This window comes from Alteromonas sp. H02 (assembly GCF_059682525.1).
Genome location: NZ_CM185021.1, coordinates 5,460,164 through 5,483,613 on the forward strand (window position 1 = coordinate 5,460,164; position 23,450 = coordinate 5,483,613).

At 50.3% G+C, this 23,450-nt stretch carries 20 protein-coding genes; 14 read left to right on the top strand and 6 right to left on the bottom strand.

What is annotated here, in order from left to right; genetic code table 11:
- The first annotated feature begins 25 nt into the window (after positions 1-25).
- Positions 26-625, top strand: coding sequence for a carbonate dehydratase (gene can, locus AC566Q_RS25175; RefSeq protein WP_105934987.1), 600 nt, complete (start codon positions 26-28; stop codon positions 623-625).
- Here the strand turns inward: can and AC566Q_RS25180 are convergent.
- Both AC566Q_RS25180 and AC566Q_RS25185 read right to left on the bottom strand, forming a co-directional pair.
- On the bottom strand, positions 622-4,287 hold the full coding sequence (locus AC566Q_RS25180; protein ID WP_499612313.1) for a translocation/assembly module TamB domain-containing protein: 3,666 nt from the start codon (positions 4,285-4,287) through the stop codon (positions 622-624). The two genes, can and AC566Q_RS25180, sit on opposite strands and share 4 nt — an antisense overlap.
- A complete protein-coding gene (locus tag AC566Q_RS25185; RefSeq protein ID WP_499612315.1) occupies positions 4,284-6,035 on the bottom strand; it encodes an autotransporter assembly complex protein TamA in 1,752 nt (583 codons plus the stop codon). Before AC566Q_RS25185 ends, AC566Q_RS25180 begins: the two co-directional genes overlap by 4 nt.
- 193 nt (positions 6,036-6,228) lie before the next feature.
- On the opposite strand from AC566Q_RS25185, the gene AC566Q_RS25190 reads away from it, so the two are divergent.
- The 5 genes from AC566Q_RS25190 to AC566Q_RS25210 all read left to right on the top strand — a co-directional run bounded on the left by AC566Q_RS25190 (position 6,229) and on the right by AC566Q_RS25210 (position 11,463).
- Entirely contained in the window at positions 6,229-8,169 is a 1,941-nt protein-coding gene (locus AC566Q_RS25190; protein ID WP_499612317.1) for an alpha/beta hydrolase family protein, read from the top strand.
- Between the two features lie 165 nt (positions 8,170-8,334).
- Positions 8,335-9,267: a polyphosphate kinase 2 gene (gene ppk2, locus AC566Q_RS25195; protein ID WP_499612319.1), complete on the top strand. Its 933-nt coding sequence runs from the start codon at positions 8,335-8,337 to the stop codon at positions 9,265-9,267.
- Positions 9,268-9,457: 190 nt separating this feature from the next.
- The gene (locus tag AC566Q_RS25200) at positions 9,458-9,622 is read left to right on the top strand and encodes a hypothetical protein (protein ID WP_499612321.1); all 165 of its coding nucleotides are present in this window, start codon (positions 9,458-9,460) and stop codon (positions 9,620-9,622) included.
- Positions 9,623-9,638: 16 nt separating this feature from the next.
- Positions 9,639-9,941 carry a hypothetical protein gene (locus AC566Q_RS25205; protein ID WP_499612322.1) on the top strand — a complete coding sequence of 101 codons (303 nt, stop codon included), beginning with the start codon at positions 9,639-9,641 and terminating at the stop codon, positions 9,939-9,941.
- A gap of 286 nt (positions 9,942-10,227) precedes the next feature.
- Complete coding sequence (locus tag AC566Q_RS25210; RefSeq protein ID WP_499612323.1) at positions 10,228-11,463, top strand: multidrug effflux MFS transporter; 1,236 nt, start codon at positions 10,228-10,230, stop codon at positions 11,461-11,463.
- On the opposite strand, the gene AC566Q_RS25215 is transcribed toward AC566Q_RS25210, so the two are convergent.
- The 3 genes from AC566Q_RS25215 to AC566Q_RS25225 all read right to left on the bottom strand — a co-directional run bounded on the left by AC566Q_RS25215 (position 11,460) and on the right by AC566Q_RS25225 (position 12,918).
- Positions 11,460-11,807, bottom strand: a complete 348-nt coding sequence (locus tag AC566Q_RS25215) for a hypothetical protein (protein WP_105934993.1) — start codon at positions 11,805-11,807, stop codon at positions 11,460-11,462. The two genes, AC566Q_RS25210 and AC566Q_RS25215, sit on opposite strands and share 4 nt — an antisense overlap.
- Before the next feature lie 392 nt (positions 11,808-12,199).
- Positions 12,200-12,607 carry a glutaredoxin family protein gene (locus tag AC566Q_RS25220; protein ID WP_499612325.1) on the bottom strand — a complete coding sequence of 136 codons (408 nt, stop codon included), beginning with the start codon at positions 12,605-12,607 and terminating at the stop codon, positions 12,200-12,202.
- A 14-nt stretch (positions 12,608-12,621) separates the two neighbouring features.
- Complete coding sequence (locus AC566Q_RS25225) at positions 12,622-12,918, bottom strand: hypothetical protein (protein WP_499612327.1); 297 nt, start codon at positions 12,916-12,918, stop codon at positions 12,622-12,624.
- 81 nt (positions 12,919-12,999) lie between these two features.
- Between AC566Q_RS25225 and AC566Q_RS25230 the strand changes: the two genes are divergently transcribed.
- From AC566Q_RS25230 to AC566Q_RS25265, 8 genes are all read left to right on the top strand, one after another.
- Positions 13,000-13,980 carry an IS5 family transposase gene (locus AC566Q_RS25230; protein ID WP_499612329.1) on the top strand — a complete coding sequence of 327 codons (981 nt, stop codon included), beginning with the start codon at positions 13,000-13,002 and terminating at the stop codon, positions 13,978-13,980.
- A 393-nt stretch (positions 13,981-14,373) separates the two neighbouring features.
- Complete coding sequence (gene istA / locus AC566Q_RS25235; RefSeq protein ID WP_071979583.1) at positions 14,374-15,897, top strand: IS21 family transposase; 1,524 nt, start codon at positions 14,374-14,376, stop codon at positions 15,895-15,897.
- Positions 15,898-15,906: 9 nt separating this feature from the next.
- Positions 15,907-16,455 (top strand): ATP-binding protein, encoded by a 549-nt coding sequence (locus AC566Q_RS25240; protein WP_499612331.1) that lies wholly within the window; start codon positions 15,907-15,909, stop codon positions 16,453-16,455.
- Between the two features lie 102 nt (positions 16,456-16,557).
- Positions 16,558-17,253 (top strand): heteromeric transposase endonuclease subunit TnsA, encoded by a 696-nt coding sequence (locus tag AC566Q_RS25245; protein WP_499612332.1) that lies wholly within the window; start codon positions 16,558-16,560, stop codon positions 17,251-17,253.
- Positions 17,246-19,171 (top strand): transposase, encoded by a 1,926-nt coding sequence (locus tag AC566Q_RS25250; RefSeq protein ID WP_499612334.1) that lies wholly within the window; start codon positions 17,246-17,248, stop codon positions 19,169-19,171. The genes AC566Q_RS25245 and AC566Q_RS25250 overlap by 8 nt, the downstream gene beginning before the upstream one ends.
- Positions 19,168-20,058, top strand: coding sequence for a TniB family NTP-binding protein (locus AC566Q_RS25255; RefSeq protein ID WP_499612336.1), 891 nt, complete (start codon positions 19,168-19,170; stop codon positions 20,056-20,058). Before AC566Q_RS25250 ends, AC566Q_RS25255 begins: the two co-directional genes overlap by 4 nt.
- Positions 20,055-21,146: a TniQ family protein gene (locus tag AC566Q_RS25260; RefSeq protein ID WP_499612338.1), complete on the top strand. Its 1,092-nt coding sequence runs from the start codon at positions 20,055-20,057 to the stop codon at positions 21,144-21,146. Before AC566Q_RS25255 ends, AC566Q_RS25260 begins: the two co-directional genes overlap by 4 nt.
- Before the next feature lie 563 nt (positions 21,147-21,709).
- The gene (locus AC566Q_RS25265) at positions 21,710-22,609 is read left to right on the top strand and encodes a hypothetical protein (protein WP_499612340.1); all 900 of its coding nucleotides are present in this window, start codon (positions 21,710-21,712) and stop codon (positions 22,607-22,609) included.
- Positions 22,610-22,681: 72 nt separating this feature from the next.
- Here the strand turns inward: AC566Q_RS25265 and istB are convergent, their stop codons facing one another.
- A complete protein-coding gene (istB, locus tag AC566Q_RS25270) occupies positions 22,682-23,437 on the bottom strand; it encodes an IS21-like element helper ATPase IstB (RefSeq protein ID WP_499612342.1) in 756 nt (251 codons plus the stop codon).
- Positions 23,438-23,450 lie beyond the last annotated feature (13 nt).

Consider the following 23,450-nt stretch of genomic DNA (forward strand, 5'->3'; position numbering starts at 1 on the left):
CCCGTTTAAACAGGCCACCGGCTGCATGGATGATATTAAAAAATTACTCGATAACAACGCCCACTGGGCTGCCCGAACTCATCAGGCCGACCCCACTTTTTTCGATACGCTGTCTAAGCAGCAGGCGCCTGATTATCTTTGGATAGGCTGCTCAGACAGCCGGGTGCCGGCTAATCAGATTGTCGATTTACTGCCCGGCGATATTTTTGTGCATCGCAATGTGGCCAATATGGTTATCCACACCGACTTTAACTGTTTATCGGTGCTGCAATACGCGGTGGACGTGTTAAAGGTTAAGCACATTATTGTTTGCGGGCACTATGGTTGCGGTGGTGTGGAAGCGGCAATGAGTGACAAGCAGTTTGGCCTGATTGATAACTGGCTTGGCCATATTAAGGATATCTATCAGCAACACTACAGCGAAGTGCGGGCATTGCCAGAGAATAAACGTTCTGCGCGCTTGTGTGAGCTCAATGTGCTGGCCCAGACCGAGAATGTAAAGCGCACTACCATCGTAAAAGATGCCCTGGCCCGAAATCAGGCTTTAACCATCCATAGCTGGATTTACAGCCTTAATAATGGCCGGATCACCGACCTGGGCCTGAATGTGTCATCCGCCGACTAGTCTTTGTTGCCTTTTTCAGCGGTGTCTTTGGGCTTGTTATCTCCCAGCGTGAACTGGTAGTAAAGATCGACCGTGGTATACAGGCTGCGCACAATCTCCAGGTACAGGTTAGACAGGATTTGATAGCGTAATGCAACTTCCTGACCGCCGCTATCTTCGTCAGAAAACATCCCCACGCCGTAGCGAACGGTAAGGTTTGAGGCGATCTTGCCAGAAATAGCTACCTTGGTATCACTGCCCTGGCCAGTGGTACTGAGCGATAAATCCTCAATGCCCAGTGCGTTACCCACATTACTGGTGAGTGATTCGGAGCTGGATAAACCAAAACCTATCAGCATGGCAGCATAGGAGTTTTCATCCATCTGGCCGCCGCCGAGCCCGCCGCTGCCGTTTAACAGGTAGGCCAGGTTTCGGGCCTGATCCATACCAGGCTCAGAAAATAACGACACGCTGGGTTGATTGACCGGACCTTCAACCCGTACACCTGCAATCACATCGTCTTCAGTCAGATCGGGATCGCGAATGGCCTCTACCAGCAGAATGGGCTGGTCTAACGGGCCGTTAAACTGCACTTCTCCGGTGCGGATGATTAGGTTTTGACCATAGGCCGCGTAGCGCCCGTTAATGATACGCAGGTCGCCATACCCGGTAAGTGCTGGCTGGGTTTGCACATTCACGCCGCCACTCAGTGTCGCCTTTAAGCCAAAGGCATCGAGTCGCACTTCCTCGCGCTCGTCTTCATCGATGGTCACCATGATGTTGGCATTAATATTATCTACCAGTGCTTCGCTTGGCGGCTCACCACGCAAGTGAACATCCCGCGACGGAGACACCGCACTGGGCGGGAGTTCGTTAATTTTCACCCGGGCATAGGGAATATCAATGTCTCCTGAAATATCCACGTTTTGTGGGCTCAGGTTAATCTGTAGGTCCGGCGAGACTTTAACCCGGCTGTCGTCGTAATTCACGGTAAAGGCATCGCCTTTCACCGCCAGATCGACCAGCAGGCTGTCCTGCCAGTCTACCGAACCGTTCAGGGTACCCGGGCCGTCACCAAGCAGAAACTCCCCTTCAAAGTCGGCACTGGCACCATTGAGATTAATGGTTTGCTGCCACTGACTCACCGCTACCGGCAGGTCTTCACTGTTTATCTCACCCTGTTTAAGCGTTAACTGACCATTCACCTGGGGCAGGCTTAACGGCCCGTCCAGCTTAAGCTCACCATTGATATTGCCGTTAAGTTCATTCATGCGTGCAATCAGTGGCTTAAATGGCGCGAGCTGCCAGTCGGCAATGGTAATGTGAGCTTCGATGGAGGGCTGTTCGGTAAACGGAAATACCGTGGCCTGAGAAGTAATTGCACCAATTTGCGGACTGGTAATAGTGCCAGTCAGGGCCACCTGCTGCTCATCAAACTGGCCGTCAAAGCTTATCTCATCAAGGTCAATGGTGACTGGCTCATTACCCGCTAACTGCCATTTATCCGGGCTTACGCCTATTTGCAACTGACCGGCGACTTTTTCACTGGCCGGGTCGAATTTACCTTTGGTTGTGATCTTAAGTGTTGCACTGTTGCGCTCCACCAGTAATTCAGGCATCAGCTCATCAATCCACAGACCGATAGGCAACGCATTGGCCTGAACATCCCAGATGACCTGCGCTGGTGTATAATCCACCGCATTAATACACAGGTTGCCTTTTTCTCTGGCTTCCCAGCAATGCTGACTCACCGTGAAATGTTGCGGGCTGGCTTCATAACGTAACGCCACATCCGATTGTAATTCCCAGACCGTATTGAGCAATGCCAACTGCGTGTCTGATAACTGCCCCTGCCATTGCTGATTTTGCCACTGACCGTTCAGGTTCAGGGTGGTGGTGTGCTCAGGCAACTGCAGATTGGCATTAAGGGCATGCTCGGCTAATGAGCCAGTAATGGTGATTTCGCCATTCAGCGGGCCCTGATTAGCGGCAGCCTGACTCAGGCGGGTAGTGGCAAGGATATCGGTCAGTAATAGTTTTGTATCGATCACCGGTGCGTCCCAGGGACCTTTTACTGCCACTGTTCCAGCCAACTGGCCGGATATTTCGGGGTACAGAGCCGTCAGTTTCTGCAGATCGATGGCTACCAGAGCATCCAGATATTGTTGATTAAACACCTGTCCGACGGCTGAAAAATGGTTCGCAGCCAAGGCGCCGTTGAGGTTGGCGACCATAATATCACTGTTCGCCGAATACACCGCATCGCCGGTAAGGGTATACATCTCCTGGAGGTGCTCACCGCTTAAGCGAATATCCGATACCAGTACGTTAGGGCCTTTATCACTCAGGCTCACCTGCGCTTTTACCACCCCGTTAACATTGGTTGGGGCGAATTCAGAGAAGCCTTGCAAATCAACCCGCGTTAAGCGCGATATGCCCTCCCAGCTCAGTGAATCGCTAAAATAAAGCACGCCACTGTTGGTCAATTCGCCTTCAAGTAACTCGCTGTTAAGGGCCGAAACGGCCAGCGAACGTTCGCTTAACAGGGCTGTCAGACTGACTTTTACCGGTGAAACATCGGGGATGGTGGCACCACCGTCGAGCTGTATGACGTATTCTCCCATCTGGCCCTGCACCGACAAAACGCCGCTATCGAGTTCAATATCAGCCAGCGGGTTAAGGGCCTGTGCAGGCCATCGGCTATGTAATGATACCGGCAGGCTGTCACTCAGCAGGTTGGCTTTGCCGGTGAACTCTGCACTGACCAGTCCGCTGCTATTGATAGTAAGCCCAAGGTCGCTCAAATCCCCTTCGGCGATAAGCTCTATGTGCTGGGTAGTCTGCTCAACAGGAAGGTCTGCAATGAGAGTTAAGTTGAGCGGGTACTGACCGCTCAGGGTGACTTCACCGTCTAGACTCGCATTAACCTGCTCCATGTTCACACTGAGTGCCTGTAAGGCTATCCGGCTGTCCTGTATTTGGGTTTGTTGCACGGCTACATCCAGTGCGGCGATTGCCTGTTCACCCTGCACAACCCGGATATTTGAAATCTGTACGTCATTGGCCTGCAGGGTGAGCGGAATGTGCACTTCCGGCAAGGCTGGCGCCTGATAAGTGATTGCCACTGGCGACGGCGGCTGTGGCTCGCTCTCAGGCAACATCAGGGTGAGGCCGTTGAGTGTCAGATGGTTGATTTGTAGCGAGTCTATCCACTGAGCAGAGCTGGTTAACTGGTCGGCCTGCACAGTAATAGCAGGGCTCTCAAAGCGCGCGTCACTGATTTTCAGTTCATTCAGCGCGATGACCAGCGGCAGAGTAATTTCGCCGCTCGGTTCAGATGGCTCCTCATCGGTGCTTTCTGCACTAGCCAGTTGTTTTACATGCGGTGAGCTAACCTGCAGCGAGGTAATACAGGCTTTGCTGTTTAGCAGGCAGGTCCATTCGTGGGCCAGAATGACTTTGCTTACGGTCACCTGCCACTGTTCGTTCTGCCAGTTGACTTTCTCCAGTGTCAGCTCACTTAACGGGCTTCCTGATACCGAATCAACCGCCAGACCGGGCACATATTTGTTAGCGGCGTAGTTAATCAGCGGTGCGCCCAGCGGCGATAGCACAACCGCGATAATAAGCAGCAGAGTGAGCAGCAGTATTAAGAAGCCTTTTGCCAGGCGATTAATACTCATAGCTCAGGCCCCAGCGAGAAGTGGAAGCGCCATTGTGTTTCGAAGTCATTTTTACCCTGGGCAATGTAAAACCGTACCGGGCCAATCAGCGTTAACCAATGGGCACCAATGCCCAACCCCCGGGACAAGCCATCAGAGAAGTCATTGGTGGCGGTACCTACATCGGCAAACACCGCTGCCCGCCAGTTGTCGGCTACCGGATAAGCATACTCAACGCTGGCAGTTGCCAGATAGCGCCCCCCGGTCAGTACCGAATTGCCCTCTTCATTGAGCACCTGTGGGGAAATTTCCTGATAACGGAAACCCCGAATACTCTGATCGCCACCGGTAAAGAAACGCAGTGTCGAAGGTACCCGATCAAAGTCATCGGTACGAATGGCGCCGGCATCGGCGCGCAGGTAAATTCGGTGGGTATCATTGATAGTGGTAATTACCTTGGCGTTGGCGGTAATTTTAAACAGTGAGATATCACTGCCTGCACTTTCATGACCGCCCTGCACTGCCACAATATATTGTTGGCCCTGATTGATCGTGAGTTCCTGATCAGATTTGGTATATCCAATGGAATAACCGGGCATCAGCAAATTAATGGTTTGCGGGTCGCTGATACCCTGAGTAAACATTTCCCGTTCAAAGGTTAACGACACGCTGCGTTGCCAGGGCGAACCGGCCTCTTTCCAGAAACGATGCCCGGAGATACTTAAGGTTTCACTTTTAGTATCGCTTATGGAGTTGTCTTCAAACTCATAACTGGTTTGAACACTGGCGTAGTCGTTATTAACGTCTTCCAGTGGAATGCGGTAATCGAGGCTGGCTGCCTGTTCGAGCTTGGAGACAAACACCTGGCCGGTTACCGAGTGCCCGCGGCTATTGACCCATGGACGCTCCCAACGCGCTCGAACTCTGGGACCCTTATCGGAGTTGGCGCCGCCACCGACATTAAAAATATCCCGCGGCAGGTGGGTCAGTGTCACTTCGATGGGCACCCGGGCTCCTTCGGCGCGACTCACAATGGGGCGGGCAATGGCGCGGGCAAAATAGCCCGTTTCATTCAGGCGGCGGTTAAATTCAGTCAGTTTGGCGGAGCTGTACTTCTCACCGGCAGTGAAATTCCTCAGGCGGCCAATAATGGCTGCAGCCCGGTCGTCACCCACCAGTTCGACTTCGCCAAATTCATACTGACGACCACTTTGTGCAATAAGCAGAATATTGGCTTCGTTCTCTTCGCGTACCAGGTCAAGCCGGGTGGCCTGCCAGTAAAAGTCAAAATAGCCGTTTGATAGTGCATAGTTAAACATCTCTGACTTAAACTTTTCGTAGGTGGGTTGATGTAACACGTCGCCCTGTTTGAGCGGGAAGGCATTATACCGTTGCCGAAAAGCATCATCATTGCGCCCGTCACCAATGATTTCGCGGGTAACGTTACTTACCTTAAGCGGTGTACCAGGAGTAACGTCGATAACAAGCTCTTCGTCCTCAAAATAGAGAGTGACTTCAGCATTGTAAAAACCGAAAGGCTGCACGGCAGTTTTTACAGAGCGGATAATGCGTTCTTCGGTGGGTTCATCGAGAGTGTTGTTAGCCAGTTTCACCTGTGCCAGGTGCAGTTCTATGTTGTCTTCTAAATCATCCCGTTCCACCCCTTTTAGCTCGTAGTCCAGAGCCCATGCAGGATAGCAGGTGAAAAGCAACAGCGAGGTCAGCGCCAGCCAAGCACGACGGAAAAAGAAAAACATACCAACAGACATTAACGGACGGTGTGCTCCTTGCACTACATACAAACAAAAGGGTCAATTCTTAAAGCAGAATCTACGCCAAAAGTGTAACGCCTTAAGCGGTTTGGCTACAGCGTTTTTAGCTAATTTCCTGCTTGTTGCGACAGGTATCGTCTTTCGTTTATATTAAGGGCAAAATTTTATTATAAAAAACAAGGAACGTTGGATGTCTTGCCTGATAAAACCACTGGCAGTGCTGCTGTTCAGTTGGATGGTAATGCTGCCTGCTGCTCAGGCGGCAGAACCGCAACCTGTCGAAGTTTTTAGCCGCCTGCCGCAGTTTTACGGCGTATCGATGTCACCAGACGGACAACGTTTCGCGATGGAACGAAACTCTGCCGAAGACGATTTGGCTGTATTGATGACGCTGGACCTCTCAACCGGCGATGCTTTCTATCTGCTTAAAGCTGACAATAAGAAAGTCAAAATTAACTGGTATCGCTGGGCAAATAATGAAGACCTGTTAGTCAGTGCACGGTACGAAGTGAGTCGGGCAGGCCAGAAGTTTTTCCGCACCCGCTTGTACCTGATGAAGTACAACCAGCAAGGGGGCGACCCTGAAATGGTTATCGACTGGCGGCATATCCAACGTTACCAGAACGATGTGGGTTATGTGCCACAGTTTCAGGATGATGTCATCGATTATCTGCCTGATGACCCGGACCATATCCTGATGGCTATCGATATCTCCCGACCTTTTGAAAAATCGATTTTTAAAGTCAATCTAAAGAACCGTAAAATTAGCCGACTCATTAAAGGCAAGAAACGTATTCGTGATTGGGTAACCGATCGTCAGGGCAATGTGCGAATTGGTATTTCACTGAATTATGAAACCGGCGACCGCGAGATCTTCCTCCGCGATGAAGACGATAACTACGAAGAGCTGTATGCATACAATGTATCAAACGATAAACCGGTTTACATTTCGGGGTTTGCCGCCGATCCCAATATTCTGTATATCAAAAAATACCTTGGTGAATACAAGGCGTTGTATAAGCTCGATTTAACCACACGCGAAGAAACGCTGGTATTCTCTGATGAGAACTATGATGTGGATGGCGGTCTCATCTACTCCCCTGCTACGAATGATGCCATTGGTGTTTATCATCCACAGGCGCCAGGTGGCCGTTTCTATTGGAACGATCGTTATGCGCCGCTGCAGAAAGGACTCGATAAATTATTCAAAGATAGCCATAACTCGTTAAGGGCGTTTAGCCAGAACGAAGAAATTTACCTGCTTTATTCTGAGAGCGATACGCAACCCGGCCGTTATTACATTGGTAATCGGAAAGCGGTGACGATTGACCTTTTGTTTGCTCAATACCCGGATATTGACACCGCTGCGCTCAGTGATCACGAGCGGATTAGGTTCACGGCCCGCGATAAAACGGAGATTGAAGGCTACCTTACGTTACCCAAAAACGGCGAAGCGCCATACCCAACGGTAATCTTTCCTCACGGCGGGCCGGGTGTTCGTGAATACAGCGGTTTTGATTACTGGACAGCTTACTTTACCAGTCGTGGTTATGCGGTGCTGCGGCCCAACTTCCGTGGTTCTTCCGGCTATGGTTATTCGTTTAGTGAATCACAAATGCAAAACTGGGGCATGGCCATGCAGGATGATGTGGTAGATGGTACTCAATGGATGATTGACCAGGGTTATGCCGATAAAAACAAAATTTGTATTGTAGGCGCCAGCTACGGCGGGTTTGCCGCGTTAGCTGCAACGGTAAAAAGCCCTGAAGTGTATAAATGTGCAGTGAGCTTTGCCGGTGTGAGTGACTTGGATCGCATCGTTCGGCGTGCACGAGGCTTTTTAGGTTCGAAGTTAGTTAAAAAGCAGATCGGTGAAGACGATGATGACCGCGAAAGACGCTCACCCATTAACTATGTGGAAAATATCAAAACGCCTATTTTGCTGGTCCACGGCGAAGAAGACCGAGTGGTTCACGTGGAGCAGAGTCGCCTGATGGCCGATGAGCTTGATGACGAGGACAAGGAATACCGCTATGTTGAATTGCCTCTCGGTAACCATCATCTGGAAATCCAGTCGAACAGGATTAAGCTCTTCAAAGAAATGGATAAATTCCTCGCCGAATATCTCTAACCACAGACTGTAAAACCATGTCCGGGTGAGCGGCTCTAAGAGCGCCCGGACTGGTGCTGAATTAACCGGTTGATCCAGATCAGCCGAGCTTTGATTAAGCGGGGATTAGCCCCCTAGTTGTGGCTAATCGGCGTACAATAACTCCGTAACGAAGGAGAATTGAACGTGACCGATAGCCAAAAACTTACCGCTGTACCTACCCCTGAAGATGCCCACGAGCATCCGCATTCACTGTCTGAAATGCGCCACGACGAGCAGTATATTGCTGAGTCTTTCCGTTCCGGCGAATATCCTTACAAGCGCAAAGTAACGCGTCAGTTCTACGAACAGCATAAGCATCAGCTGCAAGTAGAGTTACTCAAGGTCCAGAAATGGGTTAAAGAGAGCGGCGAGCGGGTGGTCATGTTGTTTGAAGGGCGCGATGCGGCAGGTAAAGGTGGTACCATCAAGCGCTTTATGGAACACCTGAATCCTCGTGGTGCCAGAGTGGTGGCGCTGGAGAAACCGTCGGAAGAAGAAAAAGGGCAATGGTATTTTCAGCGCTACATTAAGCATTTACCTACCGCAGGCGAAATAGTTTTATTCGATCGCTCCTGGTACAACCGCGCCGGCGTAGAGCGGGTAATGGGCTTTTGTGAGCCCAATGAGTACCTTGAGTTTATGCGTCAGACACCTGAGCTGGAGCGCATGCTGGTAAACAGCGGCATTCGGGTATTCAAGTTCTGGTTTTCGGTCACCCAGGAAGAACAAACCCGCCGCTTCCAGAAACGAGAAACCGACCCGCTCAAGCAATGGAAATTAAGTCCGATTGATAAACTTGCACAAGCGAAATGGGATGACTACACCGAAGCGAAAGAAGCCATGTTTTTTTACACCGATACCAATGACGCGCCCTGGATGGTGATCAAGTCGGACGATAAAAAGCGCGCGAGGCTCAATTGTATGCAGTATTTCCTGCACAGCATGCCATATCCGAATAAAGACCGCCGTATTGCCAAAGCGCCGGATCCGCTGATAGTCGGCAGGGCCTCAACCGTTATCGACCGGGACAACCATATTCTGGGTAAATCTCTGCACCCCGACCAACAAAAAGCCTGAATCTTCAGACCCTGATAACCGTGTAAAAGTGTCTGCCTGAGCAGACACTTTTACCAGGGGAACCATCTCCATTCTTACATTTTTAATGCTAAGTTATTGTTAAGTATGACTATTTAAAAGCTGGCAAGGTATTCGCTATACCATGTTGTAAAGCCGCTGAAGCGGTGCAGTATTTAAAAAGGAATGGCTAATGATGATTGTCATCTTACTGGGACTCACCCTACTGGCAACGGTTATCAAATTTCAGGGCGCATCGCGCCTGATGAATCGCTTGGGTAAATTCATCATGATTGCCGGAATTTATGTGGTATTTTTAAGCAAAGTCGTTAAAGCATTATTGTTCAGACATCATTAAAAAAAGGGCGTACAACATGAAAAAAACTAAACATATTCTGACTCTGGTTTTTATTGGCTTATTTTCGCTGGTATTAACCGCTTGTAGCGAAGAAAAGAAAGAACAGGCTGAAGACTCTTTAAGTGACTTTAAAAATGCTGCCAGCCAGGCAATGGACGAAGCTAAGGATGCCGCCTCTGAAGCTGCTGATAAAGCGAAAGACATGGCAGAAGATACCGCCGACAAGGCTGAAGAAATGGCTGACGATGCAGGTAATGCACTCGAAGATGCCTGCGAAGACGCAAAAGAGAAAATGGACCTGGAAGATAAAGACTGCTAATCAGACTTTTTCTCTCGTCGATTCCGGTTTATCTTCTCCCAGATGATGGCGTTATGCCGGATAGCCGTTTTTGCGCTATCCGGTGTGCTAATCAATAAAACCTCAGGCGCTTTACTGCCCTTGCCAGCGACCCGGCTAAATTTTCTACGGCATTTTACTGTTAATTCACCCTTATCTGAGCGCAGTTGTCTCAATCTTCCGGTATAATCACCCGCTGAATTCGTTTTCTTCTCTGAGGCTGGCTTGTCCGGCCTGTAATACCCTTTAACCGGAATATCCTTTTGTTATGACGCAAAAAAGTACTCATGTGAAACCCGCTCTCGGCTTGCCGGAGTTTATTGCTCTGATGGCGTTAATGACGTCGTTGGTGGCGCTGAGTATTGATGCCATGCTGCCCGCGCTGGATGCTATCGGCTCGGCGATGGGTGCGAAGGATATCCACGAGAGCCACTTAATCGTGTCGTTGTTTTTTGGCGGCATGGCAATAGGCCAGCTATTCTTTGGTCCCTACTGTGATACCCGTGGTCGTCGTGAGGCGATTATGCTGGGGCTGGGTATATTTGCCGTTGGCACTGTGGTGTGTATGCTGGCCAGTGATATGCAAACTATGCTGATAGGCCGCGTGATCCAGGCCTTTGGGGTATCAGGACCGCGCATAGCTTCTACCGCCGTGATCCGGGACCAGTTTGCCGGCGAGGCGATGGCGCGGGTTATGTCGTTTATTATGATGGTGTTTATTTTGGTTCCAATGCTCGCGCCAATGGTGGGTCAGTGGGTGCTGAATATTGCCTCTTGGTTGCATATTTTTACGCTGTTTCTGCTGGTGGCGGTGTTCACCGGCGCCTGGTTCTGGATCCGGCAACCTGAAACCTTGCCCGCCAGTCGTCGCAAACCGTTTTCATGGGCGCAGTTTTTCCGCTCATCGCGGTTTATACTTACCCATAAGCCAGTGATTGGCCCGACGCTTGCCATGGGCTGTGTGTTTGGAGGCTTTCTGGCCTATTTAAGCGCTTCGCAAACTATCTTTCAGGGCTTCTATGGCGTGGGCGAAATGTTCTCCTATATCTTCGCTACCCTGGCCTTCTCGATCGGCCTGGCGTCGTTTATTAATAGCAAAATTGTTATGCGACTTGGCATGTACCGGGTGACTCAGGTGGCATTAATTGGTTCGGTAGTCTTTGCCATAACTTTTCTGGGGATTATTGAGCTGTTTAATGGTCTGCCGCCGCTGGTGGTTACCATTGGCTCTTTGTTTATCGGCTTTTTCTTTGTGGGTTTGTTGTTTGGTAATCTCAATGCCATGGCGATGCACCCGTTAGGCGATATGGCAGGGCTGGGCGCAGCCATTATTGGCTCACTATCGAGTATTATTGCTGTGCTGGTGGCCACCACTGTAGATTCTTACCTCACGGTAGACCTGTTCCCCATTGGCGCCGGCTTTCTGGTGTTCTTCACGCTGGCCTTTATTATTATTCGCCTGAGTCTGCAACGGCCGGACAAACCGGTACAATCGCTTTCTTAGCGAAAGCGATTGCCGTTAACCAACTGAACCACTGCCCGTGGGCGCTGGTTTTCAACGATTTCTACGTTGCGTGAATGGCGTTCACCATTACGTAATTTGTCGTATTGCAGCTGTTTCATTTCCAGCTGTTTGGCAAATTCGTAAAAGGCCATACAGTCTTCCCGACTCAACTCATTGTGCTGGCGGGTTAGCTGTGTATCGATATACATGCTTTCCCCGTTAGCGGTCAGTGTTGCCACTGCATCATAGGGCTCACCGTAATTTTCGACTCGCAGAGCTCTGACCATTTTGACTTCGAAGATCCAGTCGCCAATTTGCGTAAACCTGGAAATGCCTGACTGCATGAAATTCTCCCCTCAGGATGACATTAATTATTATGATTGCTTTTTTCAGATAACCAGTAGTTACTACAAGCATTGTGCCAACTATTATGTAAAGTATTATCAATTACTTAGCGTTCGCGAGACCAATTGGGGCAAAGCGATCTGTATGCAGTTGGTAACACATTTTCAAAAGCCAGCCCTGAGCAGTAAAACCAGTAAAGCTGAGGGAGTACGTATGACGTATGCTTTCGATCGGGCATGAGTATTTCAGAGGACCAGTTCTGTTTTTGGCAGGTTGCGTCGGTGGTCAGGAGGCGCTGCCTTTTCACAACAGTACATAGCTTCACAACGAACGTTCCACTTCGTTGTTGGTGGGCGATACACCAATGTGTTTGAGTTTCATTGCTCGCTTTTTATCCACCTGTAAATATGAGGTTTTTCTCGTGTAAAGCTTCTTGAGTTAAAGATGCACTAAAACCAACAATCATCATATTTTCAATTATTAACACAGGTATTTGATTTATGTTGTCTTCTCTTAGTGCTTCGAATGACCTTGGCTGTGTTTTAAGTTCGAGATATTTATATTTCACACCATACTTTTGTAAAACTGATTTCAATTCTTGGCATGCTGGACAGTAATCCGCACCATATAAGATGACTTTGTGTTCGTCTGTAACTCCATACTTTTCAAAATTGCCTCTTTGCACAATTGTAGAAACATCTTCATTTCTGTGTGTAAACCACGCTGTTGCAATAGCAATAGCAATAGCAGCGATAACACCATAAAGTATAACTTCACTTATGTACTTTTTTGATTTCATCGTCATTTTCTACTCTAATTAAATAAACCATCCAAATCTTCCGAAGGAACCATAATTGTTGTTGAATTTTTACTTGGAACCATAATAATTTGAACTGCGTTGATATTTTTATGAGCTAGTTTCTCATGGATTTTGAGTAGCATATCTTCATGCTTCTTACATGGTTTGCAAGCGTCATAGTTATCCAGTCTAATTAGCACAATTGTATAATCACTTTCATTAAAATCGTAATTTTCAGGTAAAAATGGACTTAGTGTTGTAATCTGTTCGTTGCTTGACTCTAAAACTTCTTTATTTTTGAGATGTTTCACTAAATCAGGAGCCAGGGAAGATGCGAATAAGTCCCCGATGTGAGATCATAGCTGCATAGTAAATCACAGCCATTACCGCCCATGAGCCAACAGTTAACTTTTGCCGATAGTGAGTTTTCCAGCAAGCGCCGTCAGACCCGTAAAGAGATTTTCCTATCCCGGATGGACAACTTGTTGCCGTGGACTCAACTGCTGGAAGTAATTGAACCCTTTTATCCTAAAGCAGGCAATGGCAGACGTCCGTATGCGCTTGAGACCATGTTTCGCATTCACTGTATGCAGCAATGGTATAGCCTTGGTGATGAGGCAATGGAAGATGCGTTATATGAAATTGCCTCGATGCGTCAGTTTGTGCAACTGTCATTGGATAAAGCCATTCCAGACCGCACTACCATTATGAACTTTCGGCACTTGCTGGAAAAGCACAAGCTGACTCGCAAATTATTCAAAACGGTCAACCAATGGCTGTCTGACTGCGGTGTGATGATGACGCAGGGTACACTGGTGGATGCCACGATTATTGAAGCACCCAGCTCCACTAAAAACAAAAAGAATGAACGTGACCCGGAGATGCATCAGACCAAGAAAGGCAATGAATGGCACTTCGGTATGAAAGCCCATATTGGTGTGGATGCCAAGAGTGGCCTCACCCATACGCTGGTGACCACCGCCGCCAACGAGCATGACCTGAACCAGTTGAAGAACCTGTTGCATGGCGAAGAAGAATTCGTTTCCGGCGATGCCGGTTATCAGGGCGCTTCGATGCGGGAAGAGTTGCAAGATACGAATGTGGAATGGCTGATTGCTGAACGCCCCGGAAAAGTCCGGGCACTGAAAAAGCATCCTCGCAAAAACAAAACGGCCATTAACATCGAATACTTAAAAGCCAGCATCAGAGCAAAAGTGGAGCATCCGTTTCGGATCATCAAATGTCAGTTTGGCTTTATCAAAGCACGTTATAAAGGGCTGATGAAAAATGACTCACAGTTAGCCATGTTATTCACCTTAGCGAACCTGTTTAAAGTAGACCAGATGTTAAGGCGACAGCCAAGATCTGTCTGAAATCCGGGAATAACCCGGAATAAGGCCGAAATCAGGCCTAAAAAGGTAGTATATTGGCCTAAATTGAGAATTTAGCGTTCAAAAATTAGGCGGCGAATGCAAAGGCTGGTTCAAGAACTAAATTGCAGGACTTATTCGCAGTTTCCCTAGCACCAGCATGACAATCAAAGACTGAGCTATCCCCACGAATAGTAAAATAAAGTCAAAGAGTTAGGGAACATTCATGGCATTTGGTGATCAGATCTTTCGCCTGCGTATTCTGATGTTCTCGATCGCTGATTCTGGCTAGCCCGATCAACTCTATTCCGGTCATTCGATCACAGACTTTTTCTTCACCACCCGATCAGTCTTTTATGCTTGTTAACTTCTTTTAATTTTAAAGAGGAAACAAGTATGTCAAAACCTACTGACATAGAACGCGTTAAAGCGGTTCTCTATCTTAAGCTTGATGAAAACCTCAGTAACCGGGACATCGCCAGGAGACTGAATGTGGGGGCTGCCACTATATCTGATATTCTCGGTAAATTCAGAACCCTGGATTGTGGCTGGCCGTTACCTGAGCATGCCTCCGATCAATGGCTACATCAGTCACTTTATCCTGACAGGAAAGCGGGCCGTATTAAACCTGATTATGGCCTGATGGATATTGAACTGCGGCGTAAAGGTGTAACTAAACTGCTGCTCTGGGAGGAATATCAGGCTAATTACCCTGATGCTTGCTATAGCTACAGCCAGTTTTGCGACAATTATCGTGAATGGAAATCCCAGCAAAAGCGCTCGATGCGATTTACGCATAAAGCAGGCGAGAAGCTATTTATCGACTTCTGTGGGCCGACATTACCGATTGTAAATCCCGGCACCGGAGAAGTGCGTAATGCCCAGGTCTTTGTTGCGGTACTGGGCGCGTCAAACTACACCTTTGCGATTGCCACAGAAAACCAGAAGCTCGAAAGCTGGCTGGAGGCGCATGTGGCTATGTTTGCCTTCTTCGGCGGCGTGCCGCAATTGCTGGTACCGGACAATCTCAAGTCAGCGGTCACCAGAGCCTGTCGATTTGAACCTCAGTTGAATACAGCTTACCAGTCATTAGCGAATCATTATGGCTGCGCCGTGATGCCTGCAAGACCTCTGAAGCCAAAAGATAAAGCGAAAGCAGAAAATGCCGTACTCATTGTGGAACGATGGATAATGGCAAAATTGCGGCATCAGGTCTTCCATACCTTATCAGGCCTTAATGTTGCTATTCGGGCGTTACTGCATGAACTGAATCAGAAACCATTCCAGCGATTACCGGGAAACCGACAAACCTTGTTTGAATCGCTGGATAAACCAGAGCTGGCCCCGTTACCCACAACACCATGGGAATACACTGAAATCCATATTGCCAGAGTCGGTATTGATTACCATGTCTTGTACAAAGACCATTTCTACTCAGTTCCTCACCTCTTTGTCGGCAAGTCAGTTGAAATACAGGCTTCTAAGCGGCTTATTCGGATTTACTACCAACGCGAGTGCATTGCACAACACATGCGTAGTGACCGAAAAGGTGGCTTTACCTGTGTTGATGAGCATATGCCTGCCAATCATCAGCATCAGAAATGGTCACCCGGAAGACTCAAGAACTGGGCAAAGCAGATCGGCCCTTCCACACTTGAAGTCACCGACGCCATTCTGCAAAGCAAACCACATCCAGAGCAAGGTTATCGGGCCTGCCTTGGGCTACTTAACCTTGCAAAGAAATACGGCGAAAGTCGCCTGGAACAAGCCTGTCGCCGGGCTATTGATATAGGTAATCCCTGTCGAGCCAGCGTGAAATCGCTGTTGCACACCCACCTTGATAATGCCCCGAAAGTGGATGACGTTGAAACGCCCAATCTCACTCATCACAACATCCGCGGCCCTAAATATTACAAATAAGGAACTCAAATGAACGATCTACTCATCCAACAATTACAGCAACTGCGCATGACAGGGATTGCGGATATGTTAAAACAGCAACGCGCTCAACCCAACACCTACTGTGAATTAGCCTTCGAGGAACGGTTGTCCCTGCTGGTTGACCATGAAATGAACCAAAGACGGACAAACCGCATCAACCGACTTCGTAAACAGGCACGACTCAGGTTAAATGCAACACCGGAAGAACTGTCATACGACAATGGCCGCGGATTACAAAAGCCAAGAATGGCCGATTTATTAAATGGCGGATATCTTAGTCATCATCAGAATATCATTGTTACCGGAGCCACAGGTGGCGGTAAAACCTATGTAGCTTGTGCGCTTGGTGAACAAGCGTGTCGCCAGGGAATACGTGTTGGTTACTGGCGATTACCACGATTAAACGAGCACTTACACATCGGCCACGCTGATGGCAGTTACACCAAGCAGCTAGCAACGATAGCGAAACAACAGCTACTGATCCTGGATGACTGGGGACTGGAAAAACTCACCGTCAAACAGGCAACTGTAAGATAAGCCAATAGATGCGATTATGACGACTATGAATCAGTAGGTTAGCGCTGTTTTAAATAAATATATGCAATGGAAATCATAGGAATAAGCGCAACGAGGACCAAAATGTATATGAATAACTGCAATGAAGCTCGGGTTAAGCAGGTTCGTAAGATCAATCCTACCCGCAGAAGTGTGTCTGGCGTTTACGCTTTTCGTGGGGAGTCATCCGTTGCATACGAATCCACGTTAGAGCGTGACTTCCTGATTCGTACCGAATTTTGTATTGATGTGCTGGACGTGGTGCCTCAGCCAACGGCTATTCCTTTTACTGGCATCAACGGCCAGTCGTACACCTACACCCCTGATTTTCTTGTCTATTATCGTCTTGGTAACAGACATTACGAGAATTACCCTAAGCCTATGTTGATAGAGGTTAAGCCTGAGCAGGAGTGGCGTAAACACTGGCGCAAATGGTTGCCGAAGTGGAAGGCGGCTTGGAGTCATGCCAAGCATCAAGGCTGGACGTTCCACATCCATGATGAGTCGCGCATTCGGGACCAGGTCTTCAACAACATCAGGTTTTTGGAGCGCTATAAGCGGATGTCGTTCCCGATGGAGGAAACCAGTGCAGTGTTGACAAGCGTTCGCGACATGGGGGCAAGCACACCAGACTACCTGCTGGCTCGGCATTTCATGGGGATGTACCGGGCAGAAGGTGTTTCACACATCTGGCATCTGTTGGCCACCCGCCAATTGGATTGCGACATGAGCCGCCCCCTCAACGAGTTCTCCGAGCTATGGATTCCTGATTATGACTGAAGACGACGACATCAAAATGCCGAACGAGGCCTTTGAGCCGAACCGCATGCAGGTCAAGGTTGATATAGGCTCCTTGGTGCAGAATGGAAATACGGTTTACAAGATCTCGCAGATTCTAGACTTCGACTCGCTTGTAGGGGTGGCGGTAGAAACAGGGCGCAGTGCTGTGTTGAGAGTCGGTGACCTACGCCCCGTTGCTGGAGCACCAGACTTGCCTGCAATGACTCAGGATCTGGATGAAATAGCTGATGAGGATTGGAAAATAGCTCAGCAGCGTTATGCAGCCATTAAACCGCTGCTTGGTCAGCATCAGATTGGCCGTGAGCAAGCAGAACACCGTGCGAATGAGCTGAATATTGACCCTGCTACGCTTTACCGCTGGTTAAAGCGCTATAACGCTTATGGTTCGGTTATAGCGCTCATCCCTCATAAACGCGGCTGGAAGGCAGGGAATAGTCGTATTTCTGCTGATGTTGAAGCTGTCATAGAGAAGGTCATACGCGAATTCTATCTCACACCTCAGCGCCCTACTGCCAAGAAGGCAATCATTGAGGTCCAGCGGATATGCGCTGAGCGAGGGATGACAGCACCGAGCCACATGACTATCCGTGCCAGGATCAAGAAAATCGCGGAGCGAGACCACTTACGTGGCCGGGGGTTTAAGGAAAAGGCTAAAAACCGCTTTCTTCCAGCGCCTGGACGTTTCCCCAATGCGGACTATCCGCTCGCTGTCGTCCAGATCGACCATACTCCGGTAGATATTATCCTTGTAGATGATGTCTATCGAAAGCCGATCGGTAGACCTTGGGTTACGCTTGCGATGTGCCTGAATACTCGGATGATAACCGGCTATTACTTGTCTTTTGATCCCCCCTCTGAAACCTCTGTAGCGATGTGTGTTGCTCACTCGATGTTGCCCAAAGACGAGTGGCTCCTGCTGCACAAGGTGGATGCGTCATGGCCAGTATGGGGTATGCCAAGAACTATTCATGTTGATAACGGCGCTGATTTTCGCTCGAATAATTTCCAGCAATCCTGCTTGGCATACGGTATCAATCTGGAGTTCCGGCCTGTCAGGCAGCCGCGCTACGGTGGGCATATCGAGCGAGTGCTGGGTACCCTCCTGAAAGAGATTCACAACCTGCCTGGCACCACCTTTTCCTCCATAAAAGATCGTGAGGGTTATGATTCCGAGAGGCATGCGGTAATGACCAAATCGGAGTTTGAAGCTTGGTTAGTCACGTTCATTTGCAAGGTTTATCACCAGCGACTTCACTCGTCGCTAGGCATGGCGCCGTCTAAAAAGTGGGAGATCGGGATCTTTGGAAATGGTGAGGAGCCTGGCGTAGGTGTTCCTCCTCGAACAGCTGATCGGCTTACCACCTTGCTCGACTTCCTTCCGTCATTTCGGCGGACTGTACAAACTTTCGGCGTCACTATTGATGGAATGAGTTACTACGCGGAGGCCTTGCGCCCGTGGATCAATGCCAAAGACTCAGAGACGGGGAAGAAGTTGGAACTCGTGTTCCGCCGCGACCCCAGGGATATCAGTGTTATCTGGTTTTTTGACCCTACGCTCAATCAATACTTCAAAATTCCCTTTGCGGACCAAGGGCTTCCGTCAATGAGCATATGGGAGTACCAGCAGGCCAAAGATAAGCTGAAGCGTGAAGGAGCTAAAAGCGTCAATGAGCACGAGATTCTTCGGGCTATCACTGAGCTGAGAGCGCATGTTGATGAAGCGCAGGAGCGCACCAAAAGGGCGCGTCGGCAAGCGCAGCGTCGGAAAGAGCATGAGAAGAAGGTTTCACCAGCAGCGCCTTTGCCAGCGAAGCCCGACAAAAAGCCGGTTGCCGAGCTGACTGCCTTTACTGAGCTAGTCGATGGAGATATTGATGGCTTCGGAGATATCGCATGAGCGCTTACGATCACGTCCATCCAGACTTCCAACACATTTTGCTGCTGTCCAATCAGGAGCGATTGGAGTTTCTCGATGAGCCCCGCTGGATTGGTTACCACACAGCGCTTCAGATAGTGGACACTCTGCAAGGCCTGCTGAGCAAGCCGGTACGACCACGCATGCCCAACCTGCTTCTCGTCGGCGATTCGAACAACGGCAAGACAACGATCATCCGACGCTTCGTTGAGTTATGCGGACAAGGTTACGTTAACGAAGAATCTGACCCAGTAAAGCCAATTATTCTCGCTGAAGCACCGCCCACCGCCGATGAGAAAGGGCTCCTTATTTCCATTCTGGAGCGCTTCTTCACTCCCTATCGAGCCAGTGACCCCGTATCCAAGCTGCGATACCAGGTGATTCATCTTTTCCGCGCCTGTCATGTGAAGATGCTGATTATTGATGAGTTTCATTCGTTACTCACTGGTTCCGGCGTAAAGCAACGGGAGGTGATGAATGCGATCAAACTGCTTTGTAATGAGCTGGCCATTCCTATCGTAGGCGTGGGTACGCGTGAAGCTGTTCGTGTTCTCCACACTGACCCTCAACATGCGAGCCGTTTTGACGTAATCAGCTTACCAGCGTGGGAGCTGAATCAAGACTTCCAAAGACTACTAGCTGGATTTGAGAAGGTACTCCCGCTGAAAGCCCCTTCACGCCTCCACCAGCCGGAACTGGCAATGCTGCTGCATGCTATTTCTGAGGGGAATATCGGTAACCTTCATCGGCTCCTGATCGAGTGCGCCCGAGAAGCGATAACCAGTGGTTCGGAGCATATTAATAAGGCGATTATTGAAAGTAAAAGTTGGGTCAGGCCGACTCGTGGCATCAGAGAAGTAATGACATGAAACCCGGCTGGGCCGTTCCTGTGCCGCTACAACCGAGCGAGCTGTTCTCGTCCTGGTTAGCAAGGGCCGCTCTGACTCAAGGTTGTGATCCACTGGTGTTGACGGGTGACGTTTGGCCCCGTTGGAGAGCGTGGATAAGAGATCTTGATCGTGGGGTCAGTGCGGAGCGACTTACGGCTTTGGAAAGCGCATCAGGTATCCCAGCCGTGATATTGGATGCGGCGAGCCTCCGGGGTACGGTCGAATCTATCTCGGCAGACTCGCTCGATAGTCGCGCTGTCTGGCCCTGGGTGCTCACACTGGGCAGCAAGAACAGAGTTCGCTTGGGTGGGCTGCAGTATTGCCCATCCTGCCTCGCTATCGGTCAAGTGCCTTATTACCGCCTGGAATGGCGGCTCGCTTGGCATGTGGGCTGCTCTGCGCATGGTGGACAATTATATGATCGCTGCTGGAGCTGTAAGCTCCCCGTGGAACCCCACCGACTGCAGGCGGAGGATAAGCATTTGGCGATATGTGCGCACTGTGGGCGGGATCTGAGGGATGCGAACTTAATTGCGTTCTCAGAAGCAGCAGTCGCGTTTCAAGAAGCGGCTGATCGGGTGATCCAGGATGGCTATGGGTATTACGACCAGGTAAAGATCACCAGCCACGAGTGGTTCCGACTTGCGCGGTATTTTCTTTTGGTTATACGCCGGGTTGCACAGGGACAAGCTGGAGGTCTTCAGGCGTTTATAAAGACCTTGGGGGTAGCTCCGAGCGCCGTAGTGTCTCCGTCCACTGGCTTGGCGTTTGAGCTCATACCCGTCCAGGAGCGGACTCCCTTGTTGTCGGGGGCTTGGCAAATGCTCAACGCAGGGTCTGAACGCTTCAGGGAAGCTGCTACTCAAGCTTCACTTACTCGCGCCACATTTTTCGGGATATCCCGGCCGTTGCCCCGAACGATTGCAGAGATGGTGGCGTCATTGCCCGATGGTTCTACTCCTCGGACGAAGGCCGCTCAGGCTAACGAAGTGCGCCGACCACGGTCGCGACAAACAGTTATGCGTATGTATGCGCGCTTGCAGCGTAAGTTAGCCAGAGTGCCTTGATGACTACCTACCGCTACATTTGTGATGAATGTGGGCGGCAGATGGTTAAAGCACATCGTTTCTATCGAAATCGGCGCTACTGCCCGCGCTGCTACAAGCGTGAATTCAGACCCCGGGTCTGCACTCGTTGTGGGTGCAGCGCGCCTATTTTGCGGACTGATGCCGTTGCAGTGTGCCGCAAGTGTGAGTATGACCGGCCTTGTGCTCGTTGTGAGAAGACGGACTACTCAATAGGGAAAATCACGCCCTATGGCCCAGTCTGTAACGCATGCAGCCCTTATTTCAGAAAGCCAGAGCCTTGCGAGGTGTGCGGCGCTCTTTCGTCCAGGCTATCCAGATCAACAGCTCAAGGACATGATTGGCGGATGTGTTCCAAGTGCTTCACTACAGACCATGGGACATGCCAGGCCTGTAAACGCCATCGGAAGCTGCAGTTGGCATCCAGCGGTCAGATGTTATGCCGGAAGTGCGTTATTTATGGGACGCACCCCTGCACCCAGTGCGGGCAGTCTATGCCTGCAGGGTATGGCAATAGGTGCGAGCGTTGCTACTGGCGGAGTTTGTTGGAGAAGCGGGTACGGCTGGACTGCGCTGCCTTCTCAACTCGGGTGATGGCAGAGCACTTTACTGCATTTGGGCAATGGCTACTGGCGGAAGTGGGAGGAAATAAATCGGCGCTGACTATTCATCGTTATCTCCCGTTCTTCATTGAGATTGAGCAGCAGTGGGGAGATATCCCTGAGTACGCCCCGTTGCTGGGGCGATTTGGGGCTGCTGGGCTTCGGCGAATGCTGTTGCCTATGCGCTGGATCGAGTCGGTTGGCCTTGCCACTCCTGATGAGGAGGCAAAGGCTGAAGATTCTGAGCGCAGGAGGATCGCCGCAATACAAGACAAGCTTGCCCCAAGGTCAAATGAACGAAAGCTGCTGGACAGTTATTTGCAGATGCTTTTGGGTCGCTTGGCGGCAGGTAAGACAACCTTGGTGTCTGTCAGATTGGCGTTGACGCCAGCGGCAGAGTTATTGAGCGGTTTCGCTGAAGGCGATCAGGGGTGTTGGCTACCGGGTCAGGAGCAGTTGAACGCATACCTAGCTAAGAAGCCAGGCCAAAGAGCAGCGATTTCGGGGTTTGTGCGGTATTTGCGAGAGGTGCACAGCGCTGAAGTTAGCTTGCCGAGCGCAAACCAAACTGAAGCAAAGCGCCTGCGCAGAAAGAACCTGGAAGCAGAGCTGCTGGCATTGATGCGATATGGTGACGGTAGCGAGCCCATCAGAAGACAGTGGATCTCTGCTGCGCTGGCATACTTTCATGGGCTGGACAGAAATATTGACAAAAAAGCTCTGGTTGGGGTTGCGCAATTCCATGGAGGGGTCGTGATTACCTGGCACGGCCAAGCCTTCTGGCTGCCCGTTCCTGCGTGGTGGGTATTGAAGTGCCCCCCCTGCGTATTCCGGCGAACGTGACCGGTCATTCCGGGGATCGTGACCGATTTGCACACGGCCATCACGCTGGAGTGAGTTTTGTACTCTGAGCGGTCACGATGGGTCAACCGATTCCGTATTTTGTGCTTTTGCTTTTCGCAGTGATTCCCCCTTCAGATTGAGTCGATGAGCGCCGTGCAGGAGTCGGTCCAGGATGGCGTCGGCGAGCGTGGCGGAGCCGATGTAGTCGTGCCAGTGTTCGGTTGGTAACTGGCTCGCGATGAGCGTTGAGCCTCGCCCGTGCCGGTCTTCGATCACCTCCATTAGGTCTTGCCGTTGTTGCGCCGTGACCTTCTGCATACCCCAGTCGTCCAGGATCAGCAGGTCGGTTTTCAGCAACTGGTTCATCAGCCGTGCGTAGCTGCCATCGCCGTGGGCAATGCGCACCTGCTCGAACAGGCGCGGTACTCGCAGGTAGCGAACCGAGAGCCCCTGCCGGCAGGCCTGGTTACCCAGAGCGCACGCAAGCCAGGTCTTGCCGCAACCGGTTGGGCCGGTGATGCACAGGTTCAGGGATTGGCGGATCCAGTCACAGCTTGCCAGACCCGCCATGCGGGAGCGCTCCAGCCCCCGTGGATGGCGGTAATCGACGTCTTCCACGCAGGCCGGGACCCGCAACCGGGCTGCCTTCAGCAGCCTCTCCAGCCGTCGGTTTTCTCGGTGCAGCACCTCCCGGTCGATCAGTAAGGCCAGGCGTTCCTCGAACGCCAGGTCGTGGGTGTCGGGTTGTGCCCGTTGTTGTTCCAGGGCATCGCACATGCCGGTCAGCTTGAGCTGGCGCAGGGTATCGAGGGTGTTTTGAGTCAACATCAGTGTCTCCGGG